Origin of the sequence: Ruegeria sp. Ofav3-42, assembly GCF_022347725.1 — a bacterium.
In the GTDB taxonomy this organism is placed as follows: Bacteria; Pseudomonadota; Alphaproteobacteria; order Rhodobacterales; family Rhodobacteraceae; genus Ruegeria.
Window position 1 is genome coordinate 110,764 of record NZ_JAKRGB010000010.1, and the last position, 23,122, is coordinate 133,885.

The following is a 23,122-nucleotide window of genomic DNA, read 5'->3' on the forward strand; positions in this document are numbered from 1 at the left end:
CCATGGTCGGGTCAGATTCCCAAAAGAGCCGGAACCTCGGCCATATCGGAAAAGACCTCAGCTCCGATTTCGGCAAGTTGCGCCCCGTCATCATGCGCTGCGTAGCCTAGGCATCGCATACCGGCGCGGATCGCTGCCGTGGCTCCGCTGGCGCTGTCTTCTATCACGACCGGCGACTTGGCCCCGAAGTGGCGCGCGGCGGTCAGGAACATCGTGGGATCTGGTTTGCCGACGCCCACGGTATAGGCTGAGAACATCGCGCCCTGGAATCGGTCCCACAGATCGTTCTGGCCCAGCGTGATCTGCATTTTCTCAATGTGACCGTTCGAAGCCACGCAGTACGGAATAGCTTTGGCCTCCAAATGCATCAGCAATTCACGCGCACCCGGAACAAGGGGCACGCCATCGCGCAACCGGGCATAGGTTTCCCGGTACACCTCGTCAATCCATGCATCGGGCAAATTTGCACCCATTTCTTGGGCAATCTCCTGCGCCTTGGCCATGGTCGTTCCGACAAAAAGCGCCATGCACTCGCCCATCGTCAGAGGCAGGCCATAGCGCGCGAGGCTTTCAATCATCACCTGATTAGACAGGGGCTCGCTATCGACCAGAACGCCGTCGCAATCGAAAATCACCAGATCGTGCATTGGGACCTCAGCCTGTTATAGCGTTGCGTATCCGAGGGGGGACGGGTTGACAAGTTTCTGACAAGCGTCATTTTTGACACCCTGTTTCAGTCTGAAACACTGTTCCACATCAATGAGATATGCGTGTCGCCGAACCTTCGGTTATCTTGCGTCGTAAAGCCGTCAGGCGCGACCATAGGTGCATTCTCTTCCCATACAACCAACGCGTCATCAGCTATCCATCCGCCTTCAATCGCCTTGGTCAGGGCTTTCTGGCCCAGGGACTTTCCGTAGGGTGGGTCCAAAAAAATCAGATCATAGGCTGCTTGGGTATTCTCGCCCAAGCGTGTCGCGTCGCGACGGATCAGGTCCGTGCGGTCAGCGCTGCGCGTCAGATCGATGTTCTTGCGGATCAATCCCTGTGCGACACGCCCGTCGTCGACAAAGGTGACATGCGCCGCACCGCGCGAGAGGGCCTCAAGCCCCAGCGCACCTGTTCCTGCGAACAGATCCAGCACACGCAGGCCATCAAAAGCGATTTGGTGGCTCAGAACGTTGAACAGGCTCTCGCGGACCCGGTCCGTGGTGGGGCGCAGATGCGCCCCGGCGTCGCCTTTGCCAACCGAGGCCAGAGCGCGGCCCCGGAACTCTCCGGCGATGATCCTCACGCCTTGAGCAGCGGTTTCAGATCCGCTTCCGGGTCCGCCACGATCGCGGGATCAGCGGTTTTACCGGCCTCGATCAGGCGTTTGCCGATCATGTAGGCGCGCGGGTCGTTCATCGCGTCCACGGCGATCAGCTGATCGCCTTTATAGTACCAGTACGACACCGTTTGCCCCTCACCCTTGCGGGTGATTACACGATCATATCCGGTATTTAGACCCGCAATTTGCAATTTGACGTCATACTGATCCGACCAGAACCACGGCGTCGCAACGTAGTCCTTAGCGGCACCCAGCATGTTCTGCGCAACGATCTCGGCCTGGTCTATGGCATTCGGCACGCTCTCCAACCGGATACGGCCGCCGTTATGCGGGAATGAGGCACAATCGCCAGCCGCCCAGATCGACGGATCGGACGTGCGCCCGTGGGCGTCGGTCTTGATCCCGTTGTCCAGCTCCAGCCCAGCCATCTCGGCCAGCTGTGTCGACGGAGCAATGCCTACGCCTACCACGACGAAATCGACCTCCAGCTCGGTGCCGTCGGTCAGGATGGCTCCGGTGACCTTACCATCTTGGCCCACCAGACGGTCCAGCCCGACCCCTTCGCGGATATCGGCACCGTACTCGCTGTGCAGAGCGCGGAAGTAATCGCTGGTTTCCGGCGCCGCGACACGTTGCAGGATGCGATCGGCCATCTCAACCAGAGTAACCTTGACACCGCGCTTGGCGCAAACGGCAGCCGCCTCAAGCCCAATGTAACCGCCACCAACGATCAGGGCGCGGGCGCCCTCTTTCACTCGGGGCTCCATCTCGTCGATATGCGTCAGATCGCGCACGACATGGACGCCTTCCAGCTCCCCGCCGATAGCGGCTGGCAGGTAGCGCGGGTCTGAGCCAGTGGTCAGGGCAAGTTCATCGTAGGAAATCACCTCATCGCCCAGCGATACGGTTTTAGCCTTAGGATCAATCGCGGTCACGCGCTGTCCCAGACGCAGCGTGATGTTGTTGTCGGTGTAAAAGCTCTCGGGACGCAGGAACAGACGCTCAAGCTCCATCTCACCCAGCAGATAGGCCTTGGACAGCGGCGGGCGCTGATAGGGCAGATGCGGCTCGGCCCCGATCAAAGTGATGTCGCCTTCAAACCCGTCCTTGCGCAGCCGCGCAACAAGCGACGATCCCGCCTGTCCGGCTCCGATCACAACAATATGGCTCATCTTCTTCCTGCCCCGTCAAATACCCGTGGTTTCATTCACGCGCTCACCTATATTGCGGCTGAGCCCGACTCTGCAAATCCAATCGACAGGAGGAACAAGATGATTTCAACAGGTGATATGCTTCCCGACGCAACGTTGACCCAAATGGGGGCGGAAGGACCCGAAGAGGTTCGGATTTCAGACAAGACCAAGGGCCGCAAAGTCGTGATCTTCGCCGTGCCTGGCGCATTCACGCCGACTTGCCATTCGGCCCATGTGCCCAGCTTTATGCGCACCAAGGACCAATTCGAAGCCAAGGGCGTGGACGAGATCATCTGCGTCTCCGTCAACGATCCCTTTGTAATGGGCGCGTGGGGAGAAGCGACAGGCGCGACCGGCGCTGGTCTGACCATGCTGGCCGATGCCGCATCCGAATTCACCAAGGCTATTGGCATGGATTTCGACGCCCCACCCGTGGGCCTGATCGCACGGTCGAAACGCTATGCCATGCTGGTTGAGGACGGCAAGATCACAGCACTGAACCTGGAAGAAAACCCGGGTGCCTGCGAGGTTTCGGCCGGCGAAGGTCTGTTGGATTCCATCTGAGGCAATCGGCCCCGGAACTGCCGGGGCCATTTGAATCCTATTTAACTTGATGCAACTCCCTGATGGGCCGATACTTGCCCTATTAAATCAGGGAGTTCGTTGATGAAACTGAAAGTAATCACACTTGTTCTGGGCTCAGCGGGCGCTTTGGCCGCTTGCGGTCCGGCCCCAACGCCCCAGCAGCAACAGGCGCGACAGCATGAAATTGCCTGTCTCAGCGGTACTTTAGGTGGTGCGCTTGTCGGCGGCGTCATTGGCAATCAGTTCGGCGGTGGCTCGGGCCGGGACATTCTGACCGCGGCCGGTGCCGTAGCGGGCGGCGCCTCGGGTCAGCGTTACGCGTGCTAAGGAGATTTGCGATGAAACTAGGAATTTTCACGGCAGCCGTCGTTATGTTGGCTAGTGCAGTTTCTGCGGAATCTGCAGGGGAACTGCACGAAAAGCAACTGAACGCCATTGATGCGAACAATGATGGTTTCCTGTCCAAGGATGAGTTCAACGCGTTTTCGGACTATGCCTTTCAGGAAATGGACGAAGACAAGAACGGAACGCTCGGGCTGGAAGAGGCAAAACCTTTTCTGGACATTAAGCAGTTCCAGAATGTTGACCAAAACAACGACGATCTTATTTCCAGGGCTGAATACAACGCGCAAATGAACGCTGATTTCTCATCGGCCGATCAGGACGGAAACGGCCAGTTGGATTGAACTCAGCCCCAGGCGGCACAGACAGGAGCGTAGAATGAAAAAGTGGTTTACCCTCGGCATTCTGGGATTTCTTGCCGCCTGTGACGCGCCACAGGCGCCCGTGGTGACCGGACCGGACGGACAGGCCCGAATTCAGATCAGCATCTCGGGCCTGACCTGCTATGAGACCCGCTGTCTGGACATCAATCCATCAGCACGCAGCGTGAGGTCGGTTGGAAACCGAACAACCCGTATCCCCGGCGACATTGACGTCAGCGACGGCACGCTCACGCCCGCCGAATTCCGGCGTCTTGGGGAAATCGCCACCCTCGCAGGAGGAATGGGATCAAGAGGAGACCGTTAGACGAGACTGTCCATCTTGCGCGCAAGCTTGGCGTCCTGCGCAGAAAGCCCGCCCACATCATGGGTCGACAGAACCACCTCGACCGTGCGGTAAACGTTTGACCATTCAGGATGGTGGTTCCATTTCTCGGCAAAGATCGCCACTTGGGTCATCCAACCGAATGCATGAACGAAATCCTCGAAAATAAAGGTTTTCGTCAACGCGTCCCGGTCCTTGACCATGGTCCAGCCGTTCTTGAACAGCGGGTCCAGAAGGGGGCCGCGCGTCTCGGTCGACAGTAACTCCGTCATTGCTGTTCCTCCGGGTTCGGTTTTCTGAACGGGCCATAGTCCGTCAGAATCTCGATCTCTTCTCCCACTGCGTTGGCCTCGGCGTCCAGGTATTTCTTGATCGCATCCGCAAAGCCCGGGTCGCTGACCCAATGCAAGCTATGCGTGCGCGTGGGCAGATAGCCGCGCGCCAGCTTGTGTTCGCCCTGCGCACCAGCCTCGACCCGTGCCAGACCGTCCGCGATGGCAAAGTCGATCGCCCTATAATAGCACAGTTCGAAATGCAGACAGGCGTGATGCTCGACACAGCCCCAGTACCGGCCATAAAGCGTTTCGCGACCGATAAAATTCAGCGCCCCCGCGATGGGGTGTCCATCCCGTTCCGCCAGCACCAGAGCCATATCATCTGTCATGGTTTCATGCGCAATATCAAAGAATTGACGGGTCAGATAAGGCATGCCCCACTTTCGTGACCCGGTATCCTGATAGAACTGCCAGAAGGCGTCCCAATGTTCCGGGCGCAGGTCTTCCCCCGTCAGAGTGCGGATTTCGCCACCAAAATCGTTGGCCTGCGCGCGCTCTTTGCGGATGTTCTTGCGTTTGCGCGAGGATAGTGCCGCGAGAAACCCGTCAAAGTCAGTGTATTCATCGTTCAGCCAATGGAATTGCTGCGAATGGCGCAGCATCAGACCCATTTGCTCTCCTGCCAGCGCCTCTTCTTCGGTGCAAAAGGTCGCGTGGATCGAGGACACCTGATTGTCGGCGGCCAGTTGTACGGCCCCCTGTACCAGCGCAGAAAGTCCAATCGCATCATAACCTGGTCGCACCAGAAACCTGCGACCTGTCGCGGGCGTGAACGGTACCGCGATCTGCAGCTTGGGATAATACCGCCCGCCCGCGTTTTCGTAGGCATGCGCCCAGTTGTGGTCAAAGATGTACTCGCCCTGGCTGTGGGATTTTGCGTACATCGGTGCCGCCGCGATCAGCATGCCGTCCAGATAAGCCGTCAGGTACTGAGGCTGCCAACCGGTGCCTCGCCCGACTGAACCGCTGTTTTCCAGAGCCGACAAAAACCGATGGGTCGTGAAGGGGTCAAACGGACGGCCGCCATCTGCAACCTCCGGGCAGGCGCAACTATCCCACTCTGCCGCAGGTATCTGCGACAACGAGCCCAGTATCCGAACTTCGATCTGTGCCTGATCCATATGCCCTCCGCGTCTGATCTTTATCTGTGACGACGTGGGGTTGGATCAACCCGAATGCGCGGCGAGATACCCTTCGAAGGTCACATTATCGGCAACTGCGCGCGCCTTTGCCTCTTGTTCGGGCGACCGCACCGTCCAGCACAGGATCGGCACGCCGCGCGCCTTCAGCTCGGCCACACGGGGGCGATCCAGATCCTCAACCTCATGACTGATGAAACTGGCACCGACGCGGTCGAAATCGGGGATGTCGCGCAGATGGTCACAGACGCTCTGAGGCAGCAGCTCGACCTTAGGCTGGTACGATCCTGTCACGATACCGCGCGGCAAATTCGGAGCCAGCCGCGCCAGTTCGGCCACGGAATTGGGGTTGAACGACATCAGCGCAACCGGCCCTTCATAGCCCTGCAAGGCGCGCACCGCGTCCTGTTCCAACGGACCCACGGATGTGCCCATGGTGCCATCCTGATCCTTGAATTCGATCAGCAGCGGCACTTTGCCCGACACGATGTCCAGCACCTCATCCAACGTCGGGATGCCATCATCTGCGTGCAGCAATGCCGTTTCCGAAGCCTGGGCCGACGTGATCTGCTGGATCGGTCCGGGCTGCCCGGTCAGACGTTTCATGTCGTAGTCATGAAACACCATTGCGCGGTTGTCTGAGGTCCGTTGCAGATCGATTTCGATCCCATACCCGGCTTCGACAGCGGCACGAATGGCCGCCCGGCTGTTTTCCGGGCGGTTGTCCTCTTTGTCGTGCAGCGCGCGATGCGCCAGCGGGACTTGAAGGAAGGCGTCAGGCAGCGAAGGCGTCATTGAACTTCGAAAATGCCTTCGATCTCGACAGCGACGCCCAAAGGCAACGCCGCCGCGCTGACGGCCGAGCGCGAGTGGCGACCCGCGTCACCCAGCGCTTCGACCAGGAAATCCGATGCGCCGTTGATCACCTGCGGTTGCGCGGTGAAATCGGCAGTCGAGTTCACGAAACCGGTCAGCTTGATAACCCGGACCAGCTTTTCGATGTCGCCACCGCAGGCTGCTTTGACTTGCGCCAGCAGGTTGATGGCACAGACCTTGGCCGCGGCAGCGCCCGCTTCCACCTCCATGTCATCCCCTAGCTTGCCGGTGATCAGATCATCATCCTTCGAGATCTGGCCCGAAACATAGACGATGTTTCCCACGCGCACGAACGGCACGTAGTTGGCAGCCGGCGCAGGTGCGTCCGGCAGGTTGACGCCCAGGCTTTCCAGTTTAGCCGCGATGCTCATGAAGTTTCCTCCCAATTTTGAGTCGGGGCGAAGCTAACCGGGAAGACCGGGATCGGAAAGTGAGAAAACAGCGATGTGATCCGCACCAAAAGTGGGCGTAACTTTTCTTATTCCGAACTGTTGAACTTGTGTCACTTTACCTAGACCCGTCGGGCGGGTTAAACGCTATCTGTTTCATATTGGTGGTGAAACGGATATGTGACATCGGATTAGGCCGGACAAAACGGCCACAGGCAGTATTGATTGAGCGTTCGGGCAGGTAACAACCGAACGGTTTGGAGTGGCAAAGACCGTGTTGAGCAGAATCAGCCTTAAACCCCTGATCGTCCTGTCCCTGATGGCAGTTCTCAGCGCTTGCACCACCCGGCCCCCGGAAGGGGCACCACAGGGTGAAGTGTTTGATCCGTATGAAAGAAACAACCGGGGCATCCACAAGTTCAACCTTGGCGTCGACCGGTTTCTGTTTCGCCCTGCCTCGAAAGGGTATGTGAAAATCGTCCCCGACCCGATGGTGACCAGCTTCAACCATTTTGCCGAGAACCTGACAATGCCAGGTCAGGCTTTGGACTACCTGCTGCAGGGCAACATCAAGCAATCGGGCAACGCATTGCTGCGGTTTGTGATCAATACCACTGTGGGCGGCGCGGGTCTTTCCGACCCAGCCAGCGAACTGAATCTTCCGCCCGTGGACACCGATTTCGGTGAAACCCTGCACGTCTGGGGCGTGGGCGAGGGCGCTTATGTTGAACTGCCCCTTTATGGCCCGTCCACTCAGCGGGACTCGATTGGTGTTATCGTCAACCTGTTCTCGAATCCGATCAACTTCTCTCCTGTCCGGCCGGTCGACAATATCGGCGTCTATGCCGAGGTCGTGCGCCGCATGGGCGATCGGGGGCGTTTCTCGGACACGGTCGACTCGATCTTGTATGAAAGCGCGGACAGTTACGCGCAGGCACGCACCATCTACCTACAAAATCGCCGCTTTGAACTGGCAAGAGACGATGAGGAAGCCTATCTGGGTCTGTACGATGACCCCTATGCAGACACCGGGACCGACCCTGTCAGGGACCCCTACCTTGACCCCTACGAGGACCCATATGAGGACCCATATGCCGAGTAATCATTTGAACCGTCGCGGCTTTGTCGCCTCCGGCCTTGCCGGTCTGGCACTGACCGCTCTGCCCCTTTCCGCCTTTGCCCAAACCGAAGCCAGCGCTAAGGCGCTGGTTGTCAGCGTCGTGGACGACATCAACCGCGTCATTGCCTCGGGCAAATCCGAAAAAGCAATGATCCGCGATTTCGAAAAAATCTTCGTACAATACGCGGATGTGCCAATCATGGCGCGCTATGTGCTGGGGGCAGATGCCCGTTCGGCCAGCCCGAACCAACTGAAACAGTTCACCAAGGCGTTTCAGGGCTACATCTCCAGCAAATATGGCCGCCGTTTCCGCGAGTTCATCGGCGGCACCGTAACTGTCCGCAACGCCCGCAAGATCAAGGCAGGATACGAGGTGCGCACCTCCGTCAAGCTGCAGGGTTCATCGCCGTTTGAGGTAACCTTTCTGGTCTCCGACAAATCCGGCCGCGACAAGTTCTTCAACATGTTCATCGAAGGCGTGAACATGCTGCTGACCGAACGCACCGAAGTCGGAGCGATGCTTGATGCCCGCGGTGGAGACTTGAACCGCCTGATCAAGGACATGAAACGGACCAGTTGATCTGGTTCGCAAGTTGAAAAAGCGCCGCGCGATACCCTCGCGCGGTGCTTTTGCATTCAGTTCAAGCGCTCGCCGGTTTCCTTGGCGAAATAGGACACTTTGCTCATGTCAAATGCCAGGTTCAGCATTTTGCCCGCCTGCGCACTGGTTTCTGCATGCAGACGTGCGGTGACCTGCTTGCCACCCAGTTCCGAGACCACATAGGTATCCGCACCTGCGGGTTCGACCATATCGACCAGGCACTCGGCCTCCTGCACACTAGCACCAGCGCGGAAGCCCGCCTCAGCGATATCTTCCGGGCGCAACCCGAGGATGACGTCCTGCGGCAGAGAAAGCTCACGCGCGTCGTTCAGCACAAGCGTTTCGCCGGTCTCGCGGGCAATCGAGATCTGCGTGCCCGAACCGTTCTTCACAGCCTGCGCCGGGATCAGATTCATCGCGGGTGAGCCCATGAAATCAGCCACGAACAGGTTAGCCGGGTTGTTATAGATCTCGGCCGGAGTGCCGATTTGCTGCACAATGCCACCTTTCAGCACAACGATCTTAGTTGCCAGTGTCATCGCCTCGATCTGGTCGTGAGTGACGTAGACGATTGAGGCATCCAGAGTCTGGTGCAGCTTCTTGATCTCGGTCCGCATCTCGACCCGCAGCTTGGCGTCGAGGTTGGACAGCGGCTCGTCAAACAGGAAGAGCTTGGGATCGCGCACCAGCGCACGACCCATCGCCACACGCTGACGCTGTCCACCTGACAACTGGCTGGGACGACGGTTCAGCAACTGCTCGATCTGCAGCAGCGAGGCGACCTCTTTCAGCTTGGCGTCCTGTGTGGCCTGATCGACGCCGCGCACTTTCATGCCAAAGGTGATGTTCTTGGCCACCGTCATGGTCGGGTACAGAGCGTAGGACTGGAACACCATCGCGATGTCGCGGTCCTTGGGGCTGACATGGGTCATGTCATTGCCACCAATGGACAGGGTGCCGCCAGTGATCGGCTCCAGCCCCGCAATACAGTTCAGCAGGGTTGATTTACCACAGCCCGAGGGGCCGACCAGCACCAGGAAATCACCCGGTTCGATCGAGATGTTGATGTCCTTCAGAATCTCGGTCGCGCCGTAATTCTTGTACAGATTGTTGATATCAAGGATGGGAGCCATGGGTTATCCCTTCACAGAGCCAGCGGTCAGACCGCGGATGAAATACTTACCGGCAACGACATAGACGAGCAGCGTCGGCAGCCCCGCGATGATCGCGGCAGCCATGTCGACGTTGTACTCTTTGACGCCGGTGGTGGAGTTTACGATGTTGTTGAGCGCCACGGTCACGGGTTGCGTTCCCGCCTGGCTGAACGACACGCCGAACAGGAAGTCATTCCAAATCTGCGTGAACTGCCAGATCACGGTCACCACGATGATGGGCAGTGACAGCGGCAGGAAGATCGACCAGAAGATCCGCAAGAACCCGGCCCCATCGACGCGGGCTGCTTTGGTCAGCTCGGACGGAATGGTGACATAGTAGTTGCGGAAGAACAGCGTGGTGAAACCCAGCCCGTAGATCACGTGGACAAAGATCAGGCCCGGAATGGTTCCGGCGATCCCCATCATGCCCAGCAGACGCGCCATCGGCAGCAGGACAACCTGAAACGGGATGAAGCAGCCAAACAGCATCAGCGAGAAGATGATGTTCGCGCCTTTAAACCGCCACTGCGCGACCACATAGCCATTCAGTGCGCCTAGCAGAGTCGACAGAACAACCGCAGGCACCGCGATCAGGACCGAGTTCCAGAAGTAAGGCCGCAGTCCTTCACACTGGATACCGGTACACGCGCCAGACCATGCGGTCTTCCAGGCATCGAAGCTGACTTCGCGCGGGAGCGAGATCAGGGACCCCGTGCGGATCTCCTCAAGGCTTTTCAGCGACGTGGTCAACATCACGAAAAGCGGCATCAGGTAATACAGCGCAAACAGGCCCAGCAGGACGTAAAGCAACCAACGCAGGGCGATCTTGCCAGTGGCGCTTTGCGTGCGGGTTTGGGTTTGGGGCATCGACAGATCAGTCATTTTTCGCCCTCAGCTCTGAGTAAAGGTAAGGAACCACGATGGCAAAGACGACCAGCATCATGATCATCGCAGACGACGCCGCCTGACCGATATCGCCGCGCGAAAACGCCATGGCGTACATATACGTGGCCGGAAGGTCAGTCGCGTAACCCGGACCGCCGCCGGTCAGGGCGATGACAAGGTCAAAGCTCTTGATCGCAAGGTGGGCAAGCACGATGAAGGCGGACAAGAAGATCGGAGCCATCGACGGTATGATGATCGCCGTATAGATGCGCCATGTGGGGATACCATCGACCTGTGCGGCCTTGATGATCTCTCCATCGACCGAACGAAGCCCGGCCAGAAACAGCGCCATGACAAAACCCGAGCTTTGCCAGATTGCGGCAATAACGATGGTGTAGATTGCGTAGTCGGGGTTCACCAACCAGTCGAACTCGAAATTCGGGAATCCCCAGCCCTGCACCATGGATTCAATGCCCAGACCCGGGTTCAGGATCCACTTCCACGCGGTACCGGTCACGATCATCGACAGCGCCATCGGGTACAGGTAGATGGTGCGGATCGCGCCTTCGACGCGGATCTTCTGATCCAGCAGGATGGCCAGCAACAGGCCCAGCACCATCGCGATAACGATGAACAGCGCACCAAAGATATACAGGTTGTTGATCGCCGTATCCCAGCGGGGCGAGTCAAACAGGCGTTCGTATTGGATGAAGCCCTTGATCTCGTATTTCGGCAGTAGTTTCGATCGGGTCAGCGACACCCACGCGGTCCATCCAATAAAGCCGTAGACAAAGATCAATACGGCGATGAACGACGGTGCCAGCACCACCTTGGGCAGGTGGTTTTCCAGCCATTCGGACATTTTAGCCTCCGGGGAAAGATGCTCTGCCCCGCATCATAGGGGGCAGAGCGTGTTGGATCAGTAGCTGTTTGCCACTGCGTCCGCCAATTGCTGAACCGCGTCAGCCGAGGACATATCCGAGTTAAAGTGCGCGGTCACAACATCGGTGATCGCACCGGCCTGCGACCCGCGCAGCGCCATGCCATGAGCGTAAGACGGCAGCAGCGAACCGCCAGCCGAGGTCGTGCCCATGTCTTCGGCCGAGATTTTGGCGCAGATGTCAAAAGCATCCAGTGCTACATCGGTCCGTGCCGGGATCGAGCCCTTGTTCAGGTTGAACACTTCCTGAAAGTTCGGCGCAACGATCAGCTTGGCCAGCAGTTCCTGACCGGCGCGGTTGTCGTCACCTTCAACTTCGAACATGGCAAAGCTGTCGACGTTGTACAGATATCCATCACCGGGGGTCGAGGCGCACAGGAAATCTTCGCCGGGCTTCTTGCCGGCTGCGAGGAATTCGCCCTTGGCCCAATCACCCATGATCTGGAAAGCCGCCTCGCCGTTCATCACCATGGCGGTGGCCAGGTTCCAGTCACGGCCCGAGAAGTTCTCGTCCACGTAACCACGCAAGGTGCGCATCTGGTCAAAAACCTGAACCATGGTGTCCGAGGTCAGCGCCTCGGGGTCGAGATCGACCAGAGCCTTCTGATAGAATTCAGGTCCGCCCAGACCCAAAGCAACCGCTTCGAATACAGTCGCGTCCTGCCAGGACTGACCACCATGGGCCAGCGGGATCACACCAGCGGCCTGCAGTTTCTCGGCTGCGGCGTTGAACTCTTCCCACGTGGTGGGCATTTCGATGCCGTTGGCGGCCAGCACGTCGGCGTTCGCCCAGATCCAGTCGATGCGGTGGACGTTCACAGGTGCGGCGCACCACGTTCCTTCGCACATCATGTGACCAGCGATCGACGCAGGCAGAACATCCGCCCAGCCCTCGGCCTCGGCCACATTGGAAATGTCGGCCAGAACGCCTTCTTCGTACCATTCCTGAATGGCGGGACCTTTCAGCTGAACGGCGGTCGGCGCATTACCGGCCAGAACGCGGGCACGCAGCGCGGTCATTGCCGCATCGCCGCCGCCACCCGCAACGGGCATATCAGTCCAGGTGCCACCATTCGAGGCGAACTCTTCCTGCAAAACGGCGACCGATTTGGCCTCACCACCCGAGGTCCACCAATGCAGAACTTCCGCCTGCGGTTCGGCCATAACCGACGACCCAGCCACAACGGCCAGTGTCGAAACGGTGGCAAATGCAAAACGCTTCATTTCTTGTCTCCTCCCAGAAAACTTCTGTGACTGCCAAAGCAGCGATGGGCGCCATTCTGGGACCAGATCACTTTCTGACAATGTAGAATTCACGGTAAGGCGCGGAATCCGACCAAATTTTCACCACTTCTGTTACAGCGTGTTACGTTAGCATTGAATCTGTTTCCGTTCGTTACAATGGACGGTAACGGGATAAGAAAATTGGGAGGACAGACAGAGTGAGCATTCCGCGGCTTCTGGTGGTGGATGACGACCCGGACATGCGGTCGATGATGACCCAGTTATTGCAAAAGAACGGCTTTATCGCTCTGCCCGCCAGTTCCGAAAAGGAAATTCGCGCACATCTGTCCAATGGTCGGATCGACCTGATCCTGTTGGATGTCATGCTTGGGGATGAAAACGGTATCGATATCTGTGCTCGGCTGCGGCGCGAACAGGATGTGCCTATCATTCTGGTCTCGGCCCTGTCCGCCGATCATCAACGGATGGCAGGCTACGAGGTCGGCGCGGATGACTACATTGCCAAGCCGTTCAACCCCCAACTGATGCTGGCCCGCGTCCGCGCGGTAATGCAACGCGCCAGACGCTCGTCCTCGCTGGCCTATCGCCGCCGCACGCGCACCTTCCGGTTCAACGGCTGGGTTTTTGATGGCAAACGCGATGACCTGCATTCGCCTGAGGGCTATCTAGTCGCGTTGTCACAACGGGAAACCGCATTGCTCAAGGTTCTGCTGGCCAACCCGCATATCCCGCTGACCCGCGATGAAATCGTTGCGGCACTGGATGTCACAGGAGACAGCGACAAACCCGAGGCACAGGGCCGCGCCATCGACATGCTGGTTGGCCGTTTGCGCTCCAAGATCGAAGCCAACCCAAAAGATCCGCAGATGCTGCGCACGGAACGCGGGGTCGGCTATATTTTTGCCGCCGAAATCTCGGTCGAAGAATGACTTTGCGCCTGCGCAATCTGGGGTGGTTTTGGACCCTCTCGGCTTTTGCCGCAGGCCTCATGTCTGCTGCAATATGGTTCGCCTCGGCCCGCGCCTGGAACGAATACCTGCTGCAATCCTTTGTTGCCGGGTTCACGGTCTACGAAGAGTTGCGGACCGGCATGGCCCCCTCCGAAGGTCTGTCGATCACGCCCTTGTCGCCACAAGATGCCGCCTTGGCCGAAAACGGCGAGTTCCAGCGGCTGCCCGGATTCTCGAACCGTCGCTTTGTCACCAACCTTTCGATCCTGACTGACAGTTCTTCACCCCTTAGCGGGCGTGAACTGACCGTCGCGATCCTGTCAGACCGGCTGGTTTATCCGGTGTCGGATATCGTATCGGGAATTGATCAGACCGGTCCCGAGAAGATGGGAAACCTGACCCGATTGCTGGCGACATACTGCAGCGAACCTATCCTGATTGCAAAATTCGGGCGCGAAGCCTGGCATCAGGTCGACGGAACGAGGATCTGGGGCTGTCAGGCAGCGCCCATGGATTTACGCCTGCCCGCGATCATTATGGGAATCGTAGCGCTGGCGGTCATCCTATCTTCCGTCAGCAATGTTTCAGATACGTTCACGCGATTTGCCCGCGCGTTACGTGAACGCCAGCGCCTTGGCGGGCCGGAAAGCTATGACGCGGATGGTCCGGATGAGCTGCGCGAAATCGTATCGGCGGTGAATGCCCATCTTGAGGCCGAACGCGCTCAGCTGGAAAAACGTGCGACGGTTCTGTCTGGCGTCAGCCACGATCTTGGAACGCCCGCCACCCGAGTACGCCTGCGCGCCGCTCTGATCCCCGACGATGAGCTGCGCGAAAAGCTTGAGGCGGATGTGGATCAGATGACCGGTATGATCGAAAGCGTTCTGACCTATACAAGATCCGAACTGGATGTCGAAGAACCGCGCCAGATTTCCCTGACGTCCTTGGTTGAGGCACTGGTGGCCGACTATCAGGATATGGACCTGCCGGTGACGCTGAAAAAGATCGATCCGGTTGCGGTCGAGGGGGCAACATCGGTTTTCATGTCTCGACGCGGCCATGGTCAGTTGCCGGAAACACGACGCATTCTGGTCATGGCCCGGCCGATCTCACTAAAGCGCGCGTTGACCAACCTGATCGACAACGCATTGAAATACGGGCGTCACGCCGAGGTGCAGTTGGAGACGGATGCCAGCACCGCGACCATCACGGTCGAGGATAAGGGCACCGATTTGTCCGTGTCGGATATCGAAAACCTGATGGCCCCGTTTCAGCGCGGCTCCAACACCGGGTCATCCGACGGGTACGGTTTGGGCCTGACGATCGCCGCCACCGTCGCCGAACAACATGGCGGCGAGATGAGTTTCGAGGCAGGAGATCGCGGACTGCGCGCCCGCCTGCAAATTGCCCGTCAGTAAGCGCCTAGGTCGTATAACTGCGCACCAGGGCACTGGCGATCAGAGACCAACCGTCGGCAATGACGAAAAACGCCAGCTTGAAGGGCAGCGACACCGTTGCAGGCGGCACCATCATCATACCCATCGACATCAGCACCGCCGCCACCACAAGGTCGATGATCAGGAACGGCAAAAACACAAGGAACCCGATCTGAAAAGCACGTGCGATTTCGGACAGCATAAAAGACGGCATCAGAACAGACAGCGGCGCCTCAGCGGACAGCGCGATAGCGTCGCCGCCGGGTCGCAGGGCCGCCATGGCATGAAAGGTATCGGGGTCCAACCGCGCGGCCATAAAGGCGCGGAACGGTTGCAAAGCGCGTACCAGCGCGGGTTCGACCTCCATCGTCTCGTCAACCATCGGCCGGATTCCGGTCGTCCAGGCCTCGGTAAACACCGGCTCCATGATGAAGTAGGTCAGGAACAGGGCCAGACTGACGATCAGCATATTGGGCGGAGATTGCTGCAACCCGATACCCTGCCGCAAAATGGCCAGAACGGTGATCAGGAACGGGAAACATGTGATCATGATCGCCAAACCAGGCGCGAGGCTGAGCACTGTGATCAACAGGATCAACTGGATCGTGCGTGCTGAAATCGACCCCCCTTCGCCCAGCGACAAAGATAGCTCTTGCGCTGTAGCCAATGACGGCGTCAAGGTCGTAAGCGCGACAGCCAGCAACAGAAGACGGAGCATCAACCGATCCCGTTTTGCAAATCCGCAATTTCGGTCAGGCGCACGGCCAGCTGCCCGGCCTGATCTCCTTCCATCTCTTCCAGCAGACCGCGTGCGACCAGTTGGTCTCCGACGTACAGGTCGACCGGATCCTCAATGCGTTTGTCCAGCGTCAGCACCGCGCTTTCCCCCAAGTTCAGCAAGTCCCGGATCAGAGGGCGCGCCCGACCGACCGATACGGTGACTTCGATTGGAACAGACTCGAACGGGTTGGATTTTTCCGGTTTTGGGGTTTGCGGATCACTCATTGTTCACTGCCTCTTTTGCCTGAAATACATACGCCTGAAACGCCTGATCAACCGCAGCCAACAATTCGCTGCAATCCACCTCGCGCTGGGAAATGCCCACTTTGAGTCGCGCCTGCCCGGTTTCCAGCGACGGATCTTCGACCACCTGCGTGGGGGATGAAAACTCACCGCGTATCAGAGCTTCCACCTCGACTACGCACCCTGTCGGGACGAAGATCTGCATGGGTTGCCCAATCTGCGTACGCGCCATGTCGGTAAGTTGTTCGACCAGCCGGACAGCAAACCCCCGATCCAACGTCTTGGGCAGAACCGCCTGCATCAGACTCTGAAACATGGGCTCCAGAGACAGGCTCATCCGATTCATGGCTTCATGATAGGTAAAGGACATGTCTTCGAGCGATTTGGCTAATTCGGCCGAAACCTGACCCTGGCTTTGTACCTGCGCCTGAACTGCGTCTTCCCAGCCTGCGCTATAGCCTTGCTCAAAAGCGGCCAGCCTCTGTTCCTCCAGCGCGTCTTCGTCCAGAAAGTGCAGCTTGCCGCCGCCAGCCTGCAGGGTGAAATCCTCAAGAAGATGGGTTATCGACATCAAACACGCTCCTCACCTTCTTCCAGCCAGCTGCGCAGGATTTCGACCGTTTCTTCCTGTTTGTCGCCAATCATCGCCCTCAGCCGATCCACTGGATCTGCCCCGGTTTGGGGCGCCAGCGCGGGAACGTTTCCAGTTGCGGGCTGCCCCGGTAGGGTCGTGAACTGTCCGCCCTCTTCAGATGCAATTTCCCCCGTCAGGTAGGATCCGGGCTCAGGCGGTCCACCTGCAGGCAACAAGGTCTGTGCCGTGGCGGGCTGGGTCAGGATCGGGCGAATGACAAACAGCCCGAGCACCAAGGACACGAGCGCCAGGACCGCCATCTGGATCAGCGTCATCGCATCAAAATGTACCCTATGCCAAAGCGAAGCGGTCGCCAACGTACCCTGCGGCTCGACCACTGGCATGTCCAGCGACTTCAGCGTTATCTCATCGCCACGTTCCGCATCAAAACCCACGGCCGAGGCCACAAGCTCCCGCAAGGCATCAAGCTCTGCCTGCGGCATCGGCGTGAATGTTTCAGCGCCCTCTGCGTTCACAGACCGGGTTCCGTCCACCAGCACCGCTACAGTCAACCGCTTGATCGCGCCGGGACCGTTATGCACCTCCAGCTCGGTTTCCGAGACCTCGTAATTGATCCGCTCGCGCGTCTGAGTGGCATTCGAGTTGGATTCGTCCCCGCCCGCGCCATCTCCGTCCGGCAGGTTCGATGCCACTGTGACGTCCGCTGACTGGTTACGGGCGCTGTCTGACCGCTCCTCTACGTCGGTACTGATGGCGACACGTCCATTGGGATCAAACCGCCGCTCGCGGATCGACTCAGTCTTGGTTACTGTGTCGACGCTGACTTCGACCACTGCGTTTCCAGCTCCGACCCGAGCTTCAATGAGGCGCAGAACCCGTTCCCTCAACTGACGCGATTTATCATCTGCTGTGTCGGCTGCCACCGGGTTATCCTGCGCGCCGATCACCGCACCGTTTGAGTCAATAACCGCGACATTTTCATGGGCCAGACCGCTGACGGCCGAAGACACCAGAAACCGAATTGCTTTGGCCTGATCCGAGGTGATGTCCGCGCCCGAAGCGACCAGATAGACCGAAGCTGTTGGCGCAACGCTGCGCTGGAAAGGATTCGATGACCCGTTGGCGATATGCACGCGCGCCTGACTGATATGCGGGCTGCCAACAATGGTTCGGGCCAGTTCACCTTCCTTGGCGCGCCAATAAGCAGCGTCAAACATCTGCGACGTGGTGCCAAACCCACTGAGCGAATCCAATAATTCGTATCCTCTGTTTCCGTTCGCGGGCAGGCCTTCGCTGGCCAGCGTCATGCGCAGTTCATCCCGCTGCGCACCGGGAACATAGATAGATCCGCCGCGAATCTCATATTGCACGCCGCGCTGATCCAGCGAGCGAACGATATCCCCCGCAGCCCCACTCTCTAACCCGGCATAAAGCAGGGTCATTGACGGCGCGGTCACCAGCCGCGACATCGCAAGGACACCCAGAAAGACCAGTACGACTGCACCGGCGACGATGATTTGTTTACGCCTGTCCAAACTTGCCCAGACAGTTCCGATCTGCTGCACGCTCACCTCCGACTCGCCGACATTCTGCCCGGCGCAGCCCCTGTTTGGACGATTGCCCTTAACAATCGGTTAGTTCCTGCCGGGTTATGACGTTTGCGAAATGCATGAATGAGGACGTCATGACCGACGCGACTGCAGAACAGGCAGAAGTCTCAGGAAAATCTGGGAAAAAGGGAATGATAATTGGGGTGATTCTGGCGATTGCCGGCGCGGCGGGCGGGTATTTCCTGACCGTGTCCGGCCTGTTGCCAATTGGCGGGGCACCCACGGCGCAAGAATCCAAGGAAACAGGCGAAGACACGCCCGCCAAGGCGTTGCCAAAGGTGGGATTTGTGGATCTTGCCCCGGTCATCGTCTCGGTAAACGCCAGCGATTCGCGGCATCTGAAGTTTCACGCTCAGCTTGAGGTGAACGACCAGTACATGGCGGACGTGGAAAAGATGAAACCGCGAATCATGGATGTGCTGAATGGATACCTGCGCGCGATCAAGGTGGCGGATCTTGAGGATTCTCTCGCGCTGATGCGCATCCGCGGCCACCTGTTGCGGCGTATTGAAATCGTCGTCGGCGAAGGTCGCGTGCGCGACGTTCTCGTCATGGAATTCGTACTGAACTAGGAGGCGAAGTTGGAGCTGATTGCAGATATTTTGCTGGTCGCCGGCGCGTTGGGTGCGGGTCTTTACTGTTTCGTTCTGTCCCGGCGGTTGAAACGTTTTACCGACCTTGAAAAAGGCGTTGGCGGAGCGGTGGCCGTTCTGTCGTCGCAAGCCGATGAGCTGAAAAGATCGCTGGATTCCGCGCGAGACGCCTCGGATCAATCAGGTGTGGCACTGAAAGAACTGACGGAACGCGCCGAAACGGTGGCTCAGCGACTGGAACTGATGATGGCCTCAATGCATGATGTCGTGCCGGAAGAAGATGCGCCTGCTGAATCTTCTTCAGCGAAACCGGAAACTGTCGAAAAAGCTCCTGAAGAAGCAGCCGAAGAACGCGGCGAACCCGAGACGGAGGAAGAACCCTCCGTAAAGGCCCCGCCCAAACGCACCGGTGGTCTGATGTTCCTGCGCCACAATCGCAGCGAGGCCCCGACATGACCGGGAAGCGCGCAGACAAGCGACCCAAAGGCGGCGTTCTCGCGGTGATTTCCATGCTGATGATCGGTTCTGCCGCGATCAGATTAGGGTTCGAGGCCGGGCCCGCGCTTGCCAAGAGCGGCGCCCCCCTCCCGCCGGAATCTGGGCAAAGCCAAGCGCAACGACCCGGCGCACAGGTGCTGCTGACAGAATTGCTGCGTCGAGAAGACGCCCTCAAGCAGCGAGAGGCCGCGCTGGTGGACAAGGAAAAAGCGCTGGATATCGCGGATCGGGCGATCGAGACCCGCCTGACCGCCTTGCAGGAGGCTGAGGATTCCCTGCGCGAAACGCTGGCGTTTGCCGAAAAGGCGGCGGAGACCGATCTGACGCGCCTGACGGATGTGTACCAGAGTATGAAACCCAAAGACGCGGCAGCGTTGTTCGAAACGATGGATCCCGGATTCGCGGCCGGTTTTCTGTCGCGGATGCCGCCTGATGCCGCCGCAGGCGTATTGGCCGGGCTCAGCCCCGAAGCAGCCTATACGATCAGCGTGATCATGGCCGGCCGCAACGCCGCAGCCCCGCAGGAATAACGCTCATGATTTTCACCCTCGCATCGGACTTTGCTGGAGGCCGCCCATGATCGGACTTATCGGAATCGTCGTCATTTTCGCCATGGTGTTCGGTGGCTATCTTGCTGCGGGCGGCAAGATGGCGATCATTCTAAAGTCGCTCCCGTTCGAGATGATGATGATTGGCGGCGCCGCCGTCGGCGCATTTATGATCAGCAACGATATGAGCGCTGTTAAACACACGATCAAAGACATGGGCAAAGTGTTCAAGGGCCCCAAATGGAAGCCCGAGGATTACCGCGATCTGCTGTGCCTTCTGTTTTCACTGATCCGTATCGCCAAAGCCAACCCGGTCGAGGTCGAACAGCATATCGAAGACCCGGAAAATTCAGTTCTTTTCTCGGCCTATCCGAGAATTCAAGCGGACAAGGAAGCCGTCGACCTGATCTGCGACACGATGCGCTCCGCATCAATGAACTATGATGACCCGCATCAGGTCGAAGAGGTTCTGGAAAAGCGGATGGAGGCAAACTTTCACCATGCCATGCATTCCAGCCACGCTTTGCAAACGGTCGCCGATGGTCTGCCTGCGCTGGGTATCGTAGCCGCCGTTCTGGGCGTTATCAAAACGATGGGATCCATCGACCAGCCACCCGAAGTGTTGGGCAAACTGATCGGGGGCGCTCTGGTCGGCACCTTTCTAGGCGTGTTTTTGGCCTATGGTCTGGTTGGCCCCTTCGCTGGCAAGCTGAAGGCTGTGGTCGAGGAAGACAATCATTTCTATCAACTGATCAAAGAGGTTCTGGTCGCCAACCTGCACAACCACAACGCGGCCATGTGCATTGAAGTCGGCCGTCAGAATACGCCGACGCACAACCGGCCGGGTTTTTCCGAGCTTGAAGACGCGTTGAAGGAACTCAAGCAGGCAGCGGCATGATTCGGAGCATTTTCATTGCGTTCGTGCTGAGCGCCGCTGCGGCGCAGGCCCAGGACATACAAGTGCGTTCGGGTGAGCATGACGGGTATACGCGTCTGGTCGCTCAGGTTCCGCCCGGCACCAGCTGGGTCTTGTCACAGACCAAAAGCGGCGCACGTCTGAGTGTTGAGCTGGACAAAGCGACATTCAATACGGGTTCTGTTTTTCGTCGCCTCACGAAAAACCGCCTCGCCGCTATATCACAGTCAAAGCCGGGTGGCGCCCTTGAGATGCAATTCGGCTGCGACTGTGTTGCTTCTGCATTTCTGTTTAAGAACACGATGATCGTCGTGGATATTGCACCGGGAACGGCACTTCCTCCGATCAGCGCCGAGATCCCTCCGCCCGTTTTGCCCAAAGCACCTAAAGAAAAAGACCCACTGGCAGAGGCGCAAGACCTAAAGGCGCTGGAGTTACCGTTGCTGGGCCTCAACGCTCAGCGATTTGAAAATCAGCTTTCGACACTGCTACTGCGGGGGGCTGACCGGGATCTGGTTGATCTGAACCTTGCACCGATCGGACCAAGACTGTCGGTCCCGGAAGACGGGCCACCCATTCCACCGGACTTGAACACAAACATCCACGTGACATCCGTGCTGGACGGGTTGAACGGCCTTCTGGGGCCGTCATTGCCGCAACTTGAAAAACGCCCGCCCTGCATTTCGAGCGCTGAGCTTGGTTTTGACAGATGGTCCGGCGCTGGCCCTTTTCCGGAACAGGTGGCCTCACTTCGAGGCGCTTTGTTTCAAGAGTTCGACCGCATAGACAAGGAAAAGGCGCTGAAACTGGCCCGTCTCTATGCCTATTCCGGATTCGGTGCCGAGGCCCTTCAGGCACTGGATTTACTCGGGCAACAATCACCGCAAGCGGATCGGGTAGCTGCCATAGCACGGTATCTGGATGATGGTCAGTTAACCGCGCCAAACCCGTTCACCAGCCTTCAGCGTTGCGAAAGTGACGCCGCACTATGGGCTCTTTTGATCGATGGGCGGGTGCAAAATGACGCTCGGTTGCAGTCGATCGAACAATCCTTTGTACGATTGCCAGACCATCTTAGGCGCCACGTCGGACCAACACTGGCCGAAATTCTGACGGATGCAGATAAGCTGGAAGCCGCCCGTCGCGTCTTGCGTGCGGTCGACCGGGTCGAGTCTGAGGTCAGTACCGATACGTCGCAGGCCAAGGCCAAGGTCGCGGCGGCCGAAGGCGATGGTCCCAGGGCCGAAGCACTGTTGAACAAAGTCATCACCTCTTCGGATGCTGATTTGGAGGCACCACTTGCTCTTGCGCGCCTCGTAGATAAGCGATGGGCAGAGCGTGGGTCGATCTCCCCACAGGAGCTTGATCTTGCGGCAGCCTACGTGGTGGAGTTACGCCGGTCGGAACTCGAGCCGCTTATGACGCGCACTCAGATCGTCGCCTTGAGCTTGAGTCATGAATTCGACGAAGCGGTGGATTTGCTCGATCACCACCCGTCAGAGGCTGAGAGCATTGAGACATTAAACCGTGTCGCTCAGATCCTGACCGAACGTGCCGACGACGCGACATTCCTGCGCCGGGCTTTGACCTTGTCGACCGGCCAAAGACTGGGCCTGACTACCGAAACCGCAGTTAAACTGGCCGAAAGGTTGGTCACACTCGGCTTCGCCGAGGCCGCACTGGACCTTGCCAGCCGGCCACAAGACAAAGCACGGCGCGCCGAGAGGGCCCGTTTACGTGCCCGCGCCGCCTTGTTGAAAAACCGCCCTCATCAAGCGATGCTTGAGCTGGCCGACGATCCGTCGGACACCGCCCAACTGTTGAGAGGGAATGCGATGCAGGCCATAGGCGACTATGTGGCCGCGGGTGAGCATTGGCGCGCTGCGGGAGAGCACGAACTTGCTGATCGGTTTTTCTGGCTGGCAGATCGTACCGAAGCGATCGACGATGTCCGCGGCACAAAATTTGTTGCGGTCAACCAAACGACAATGCGCCTGTCCAAGCCGCCCAGCCGAGTGCCGGACAAACCCTTGGCCGACGCCCACAATTTGCTGGCGGACAGCACGGAAACGCGACGGCGAATTTCAGAGCTGCTGATGACGGTAAGCCGATAG

The 23,122-nt window shown here is 58.5% G+C and carries 28 protein-coding genes; 13 read left to right on the plus strand and 15 right to left on the minus strand.

The features are described 5' to 3' along the window. Positions 1–11 precede the first annotated feature (11 nt). The 3 genes from MHN28_RS15515 to MHN28_RS15525 form a co-directional block, all read right to left on the minus strand. Positions 12–647, minus strand: coding sequence for an HAD family phosphatase (locus MHN28_RS15515; RefSeq protein ID WP_239343331.1), 636 nt, complete (start codon positions 645–647; stop codon positions 12–14). A gap of 86 nt (positions 648–733) precedes the next feature. Next, entirely contained in the window at positions 734–1,294 is a 561-nt protein-coding gene (gene rsmD / locus MHN28_RS15520; RefSeq protein ID WP_239343333.1) for a 16S rRNA (guanine(966)-N(2))-methyltransferase RsmD, read from the minus strand. Beyond that, positions 1,291–2,502, minus strand: coding sequence for an NAD(P)/FAD-dependent oxidoreductase (locus MHN28_RS15525; RefSeq protein ID WP_239343335.1), 1,212 nt, complete (start codon positions 2,500–2,502; stop codon positions 1,291–1,293). The genes rsmD and MHN28_RS15525 overlap by 4 nt, the downstream gene beginning before the upstream one ends. Before the next feature lie 99 nt (positions 2,503–2,601). Here MHN28_RS15525 and MHN28_RS15530 point away from each other — a divergent pair, with 99 nt between their 5' ends. The 4 genes from MHN28_RS15530 (at position 2,602) to MHN28_RS15545 (ending at position 4,137) form a co-directional block, all read left to right on the plus strand. Then, positions 2,602–3,087, plus strand: a complete 486-nt coding sequence (locus tag MHN28_RS15530; protein ID WP_239343337.1) for a peroxiredoxin — start codon at positions 2,602–2,604, stop codon at positions 3,085–3,087. 102 nt (positions 3,088–3,189) lie between these two features. After that, positions 3,190–3,435, plus strand: coding sequence for a glycine zipper 2TM domain-containing protein (locus tag MHN28_RS15535; RefSeq protein ID WP_239343339.1), 246 nt, complete (start codon positions 3,190–3,192; stop codon positions 3,433–3,435). A gap of 11 nt (positions 3,436–3,446) precedes the next feature. Further along, positions 3,447–3,794: a hypothetical protein gene (locus MHN28_RS15540; protein ID WP_239343341.1), complete on the plus strand. Its 348-nt coding sequence runs from the start codon at positions 3,447–3,449 to the stop codon at positions 3,792–3,794. A gap of 34 nt (positions 3,795–3,828) precedes the next feature. Next, positions 3,829–4,137, plus strand: coding sequence for a hypothetical protein (locus MHN28_RS15545; RefSeq protein ID WP_239343343.1), 309 nt, complete (start codon positions 3,829–3,831; stop codon positions 4,135–4,137). Here MHN28_RS15545 and MHN28_RS15550 read toward each other — a convergent pair. Genes MHN28_RS15550 through MHN28_RS15565 form a run of 4 tightly spaced genes read right to left on the minus strand, consistent with a single transcriptional unit; the run spans position 4,134 to position 6,876 of the window. After that, complete coding sequence (locus MHN28_RS15550; RefSeq protein WP_239343345.1) at positions 4,134–4,427, minus strand: 4a-hydroxytetrahydrobiopterin dehydratase; 294 nt, start codon at positions 4,425–4,427, stop codon at positions 4,134–4,136. The two genes, MHN28_RS15545 and MHN28_RS15550, sit on opposite strands and share 4 nt — an antisense overlap. Next, positions 4,424–5,611, minus strand: a complete 1,188-nt coding sequence (locus tag MHN28_RS15555; protein ID WP_239343347.1) for a GNAT family N-acetyltransferase — start codon at positions 5,609–5,611, stop codon at positions 4,424–4,426. The genes MHN28_RS15550 and MHN28_RS15555 overlap by 4 nt, the downstream gene beginning before the upstream one ends. Positions 5,612–5,656: 45 nt before the next feature. Next, positions 5,657–6,424 (minus strand): glycerophosphodiester phosphodiesterase family protein, encoded by a 768-nt coding sequence (locus tag MHN28_RS15560; RefSeq protein WP_239343349.1) that lies wholly within the window; start codon positions 6,422–6,424, stop codon positions 5,657–5,659. Then, complete coding sequence (locus MHN28_RS15565) at positions 6,421–6,876, minus strand: RidA family protein (protein WP_170411616.1); 456 nt, start codon at positions 6,874–6,876, stop codon at positions 6,421–6,423. The genes MHN28_RS15560 and MHN28_RS15565 overlap by 4 nt, the downstream gene beginning before the upstream one ends. 337 nt (positions 6,877–7,213) lie before the next feature. On the opposite strand from MHN28_RS15565, the gene MHN28_RS15570 reads away from it, so the two are divergent. Together MHN28_RS15570 and MHN28_RS15575 are read left to right on the plus strand one after the other, a co-directional pair. After that, complete coding sequence (locus tag MHN28_RS15570; RefSeq protein ID WP_239343510.1) at positions 7,214–7,996, plus strand: VacJ family lipoprotein; 783 nt, start codon at positions 7,214–7,216, stop codon at positions 7,994–7,996. Next, on the plus strand, positions 7,986–8,594 hold the full coding sequence (locus MHN28_RS15575) for a phospholipid-binding protein MlaC (protein ID WP_239343351.1): 609 nt from the start codon (positions 7,986–7,988) through the stop codon (positions 8,592–8,594). Before MHN28_RS15570 ends, MHN28_RS15575 begins: the two co-directional genes overlap by 11 nt. 56 nt (positions 8,595–8,650) lie before the next feature. Here MHN28_RS15575 and MHN28_RS15580 read toward each other — a convergent pair whose 3' ends face one another. From MHN28_RS15580 to MHN28_RS15595, 4 genes are read right to left on the minus strand one after another with little or no spacing between them, the layout of a single operon-like run. Beyond that, positions 8,651–9,748 carry an ABC transporter ATP-binding protein gene (locus MHN28_RS15580; protein WP_239343353.1) on the minus strand — a complete coding sequence of 366 codons (1,098 nt, stop codon included), beginning with the start codon at positions 9,746–9,748 and terminating at the stop codon, positions 8,651–8,653. A gap of 3 nt (positions 9,749–9,751) precedes the next feature. Then, positions 9,752–10,651, minus strand: coding sequence for a carbohydrate ABC transporter permease (locus MHN28_RS15585; protein ID WP_239343355.1), 900 nt, complete (start codon positions 10,649–10,651; stop codon positions 9,752–9,754). Further along, entirely contained in the window at positions 10,644–11,516 is an 873-nt protein-coding gene (locus MHN28_RS15590; protein ID WP_039543053.1) for a carbohydrate ABC transporter permease, read from the minus strand. The genes MHN28_RS15585 and MHN28_RS15590 overlap by 8 nt, the downstream gene beginning before the upstream one ends. Positions 11,517–11,573: 57 nt before the next feature. After that, positions 11,574–12,818 (minus strand): ABC transporter substrate-binding protein, encoded by a 1,245-nt coding sequence (locus tag MHN28_RS15595; protein ID WP_239343357.1) that lies wholly within the window; start codon positions 12,816–12,818, stop codon positions 11,574–11,576. 218 nt (positions 12,819–13,036) lie between these two features. Here MHN28_RS15595 and MHN28_RS15600 point away from each other — a divergent pair, with 218 nt between their 5' ends. Both MHN28_RS15600 and MHN28_RS15605 read left to right on the plus strand, forming a co-directional pair. Then, positions 13,037–13,768 (plus strand): response regulator transcription factor, encoded by a 732-nt coding sequence (locus tag MHN28_RS15600; protein ID WP_239343359.1) that lies wholly within the window; start codon positions 13,037–13,039, stop codon positions 13,766–13,768. After that, complete coding sequence (locus MHN28_RS15605; protein WP_239343361.1) at positions 13,765–15,207, plus strand: HAMP domain-containing sensor histidine kinase; 1,443 nt, start codon at positions 13,765–13,767, stop codon at positions 15,205–15,207. The genes MHN28_RS15600 and MHN28_RS15605 overlap by 4 nt, the downstream gene beginning before the upstream one ends. 4 nt (positions 15,208–15,211) lie before the next feature. Here the strand turns inward: MHN28_RS15605 and fliP are convergent, their stop codons facing one another. The 4 genes from fliP to fliF are packed head-to-tail and all read right to left on the minus strand — an operon-like array spanning position 15,212 to position 18,408. Next, on the minus strand, positions 15,212–15,943 hold the full coding sequence (gene fliP, locus MHN28_RS15610; RefSeq protein WP_239343363.1) for a flagellar type III secretion system pore protein FliP: 732 nt from the start codon (positions 15,941–15,943) through the stop codon (positions 15,212–15,214). After that, entirely contained in the window at positions 15,943–16,230 is a 288-nt protein-coding gene (locus tag MHN28_RS15615; protein ID WP_239343365.1) for a FliM/FliN family flagellar motor C-terminal domain-containing protein, read from the minus strand. The genes fliP and MHN28_RS15615 overlap by 1 nt, the downstream gene beginning before the upstream one ends. Continuing rightward, positions 16,223–16,819 carry an ABC transporter ATP-binding protein gene (locus tag MHN28_RS15620; RefSeq protein WP_239343367.1) on the minus strand — a complete coding sequence of 199 codons (597 nt, stop codon included), beginning with the start codon at positions 16,817–16,819 and terminating at the stop codon, positions 16,223–16,225. Before MHN28_RS15620 ends, MHN28_RS15615 begins: the two co-directional genes overlap by 8 nt. Next, positions 16,819–18,408 carry a flagellar basal-body MS-ring/collar protein FliF gene (fliF, locus tag MHN28_RS15625; RefSeq protein WP_239343369.1) on the minus strand — a complete coding sequence of 530 codons (1,590 nt, stop codon included), beginning with the start codon at positions 18,406–18,408 and terminating at the stop codon, positions 16,819–16,821. Before fliF ends, MHN28_RS15620 begins: the two co-directional genes overlap by 1 nt. Positions 18,409–18,527: 119 nt before the next feature. Here fliF and fliL point away from each other — a divergent pair, with 119 nt between their 5' ends. From fliL to MHN28_RS15650, 5 genes are read left to right on the plus strand one after another with little or no spacing between them, the layout of a single operon-like run. Further along, the gene (gene fliL / locus MHN28_RS15630; RefSeq protein WP_239343371.1) at positions 18,528–19,025 is read left to right on the plus strand and encodes a flagellar basal body-associated protein FliL; all 498 of its coding nucleotides are present in this window, start codon (positions 18,528–18,530) and stop codon (positions 19,023–19,025) included. Positions 19,026–19,034: 9 nt separating this feature from the next. Beyond that, positions 19,035–19,502 carry a DUF1664 domain-containing protein gene (locus MHN28_RS15635; protein WP_239343373.1) on the plus strand — a complete coding sequence of 156 codons (468 nt, stop codon included), beginning with the start codon at positions 19,035–19,037 and terminating at the stop codon, positions 19,500–19,502. Then, complete coding sequence (locus tag MHN28_RS15640; protein WP_239343375.1) at positions 19,499–20,074, plus strand: MotE family protein; 576 nt, start codon at positions 19,499–19,501, stop codon at positions 20,072–20,074. Before MHN28_RS15635 ends, MHN28_RS15640 begins: the two co-directional genes overlap by 4 nt. A 46-nt stretch (positions 20,075–20,120) precedes the next feature. Next, on the plus strand, positions 20,121–20,990 hold the full coding sequence (motA, locus tag MHN28_RS15645) for a flagellar motor stator protein MotA (protein WP_239343377.1): 870 nt from the start codon (positions 20,121–20,123) through the stop codon (positions 20,988–20,990). Continuing rightward, complete coding sequence (locus MHN28_RS15650; protein ID WP_239343379.1) at positions 20,987–23,122, plus strand: hypothetical protein; 2,136 nt, start codon at positions 20,987–20,989, stop codon at positions 23,120–23,122. Before motA ends, MHN28_RS15650 begins: the two co-directional genes overlap by 4 nt.

What these genes read in the sequence shown, in the direction of transcription:
- MHN28_RS15560 (WP_239343349.1), bottom strand. Translation starts at nt 6,424, where the DNA reads ATGACGCCTTCGCTGCCTGACGCCTTCCTTCAAGTCCCGCTGGCGCAT.
- MHN28_RS15530 (WP_239343337.1), top strand. Translation starts at nt 2,602, where the DNA reads ATGATTTCAACAGGTGATATGCTTCCCGACGCAACGTTGACCCAAATG.
- MHN28_RS15615 (WP_239343365.1), bottom strand. Translation starts at nt 16,230, where the DNA reads ATGAGTGATCCGCAAACCCCAAAACCGGAAAAATCCAACCCGTTCGAG.
- MHN28_RS15525 (WP_239343335.1), bottom strand. Translation starts at nt 2,502, where the DNA reads ATGAGCCATATTGTTGTGATCGGAGCCGGACAGGCGGGATCGTCGCTT.
- MHN28_RS15545 (WP_239343343.1), top strand. Translation starts at nt 3,829, where the DNA reads ATGAAAAAGTGGTTTACCCTCGGCATTCTGGGATTTCTTGCCGCCTGT.
- MHN28_RS15570 (WP_239343510.1), top strand. Translation starts at nt 7,214, where the DNA reads ATGGCAGTTCTCAGCGCTTGCACCACCCGGCCCCCGGAAGGGGCACCA.
- MHN28_RS15565 (WP_170411616.1), bottom strand. Translation starts at nt 6,876, where the DNA reads ATGAGCATCGCGGCTAAACTGGAAAGCCTGGGCGTCAACCTGCCGGAC.
- fliP (WP_239343363.1), bottom strand. Translation starts at nt 15,943, where the DNA reads ATGCTCCGTCTTCTGTTGCTGGCTGTCGCGCTTACGACCTTGACGCCG.
- MHN28_RS15515 (WP_239343331.1), bottom strand. Translation starts at nt 647, where the DNA reads ATGCACGATCTGGTGATTTTCGATTGCGACGGCGTTCTGGTCGATAGC.
- MHN28_RS15590 (WP_039543053.1), bottom strand. Translation starts at nt 11,516, where the DNA reads ATGTCCGAATGGCTGGAAAACCACCTGCCCAAGGTGGTGCTGGCACCG.
- MHN28_RS15585 (WP_239343355.1), bottom strand. Translation starts at nt 10,651, where the DNA reads ATGACTGATCTGTCGATGCCCCAAACCCAAACCCGCACGCAAAGCGCC.
- MHN28_RS15555 (WP_239343347.1), bottom strand. Translation starts at nt 5,611, where the DNA reads ATGGATCAGGCACAGATCGAAGTTCGGATACTGGGCTCGTTGTCGCAG.
- MHN28_RS15550 (WP_239343345.1), bottom strand. Translation starts at nt 4,427, where the DNA reads ATGACGGAGTTACTGTCGACCGAGACGCGCGGCCCCCTTCTGGACCCG.
- MHN28_RS15580 (WP_239343353.1), bottom strand. Translation starts at nt 9,748, where the DNA reads ATGGCTCCCATCCTTGATATCAACAATCTGTACAAGAATTACGGCGCG.
- MHN28_RS15620 (WP_239343367.1), bottom strand. Translation starts at nt 16,819, where the DNA reads ATGTCGATAACCCATCTTCTTGAGGATTTCACCCTGCAGGCTGGCGGC.
- motA (WP_239343377.1), top strand. Translation starts at nt 20,121, where the DNA reads ATGATCGGACTTATCGGAATCGTCGTCATTTTCGCCATGGTGTTCGGT.
- MHN28_RS15650 (WP_239343379.1), top strand. Translation starts at nt 20,987, where the DNA reads ATGATTCGGAGCATTTTCATTGCGTTCGTGCTGAGCGCCGCTGCGGCG.
- MHN28_RS15605 (WP_239343361.1), top strand. Translation starts at nt 13,765, where the DNA reads ATGACTTTGCGCCTGCGCAATCTGGGGTGGTTTTGGACCCTCTCGGCT.
- MHN28_RS15535 (WP_239343339.1), top strand. Translation starts at nt 3,190, where the DNA reads ATGAAACTGAAAGTAATCACACTTGTTCTGGGCTCAGCGGGCGCTTTG.
- MHN28_RS15640 (WP_239343375.1), top strand. Translation starts at nt 19,499, where the DNA reads ATGACCGGGAAGCGCGCAGACAAGCGACCCAAAGGCGGCGTTCTCGCG.
- fliL (WP_239343371.1), top strand. Translation starts at nt 18,528, where the DNA reads ATGACCGACGCGACTGCAGAACAGGCAGAAGTCTCAGGAAAATCTGGG.
- MHN28_RS15575 (WP_239343351.1), top strand. Translation starts at nt 7,986, where the DNA reads ATGCCGAGTAATCATTTGAACCGTCGCGGCTTTGTCGCCTCCGGCCTT.
- MHN28_RS15595 (WP_239343357.1), bottom strand. Translation starts at nt 12,818, where the DNA reads ATGAAGCGTTTTGCATTTGCCACCGTTTCGACACTGGCCGTTGTGGCT.
- MHN28_RS15540 (WP_239343341.1), top strand. Translation starts at nt 3,447, where the DNA reads ATGAAACTAGGAATTTTCACGGCAGCCGTCGTTATGTTGGCTAGTGCA.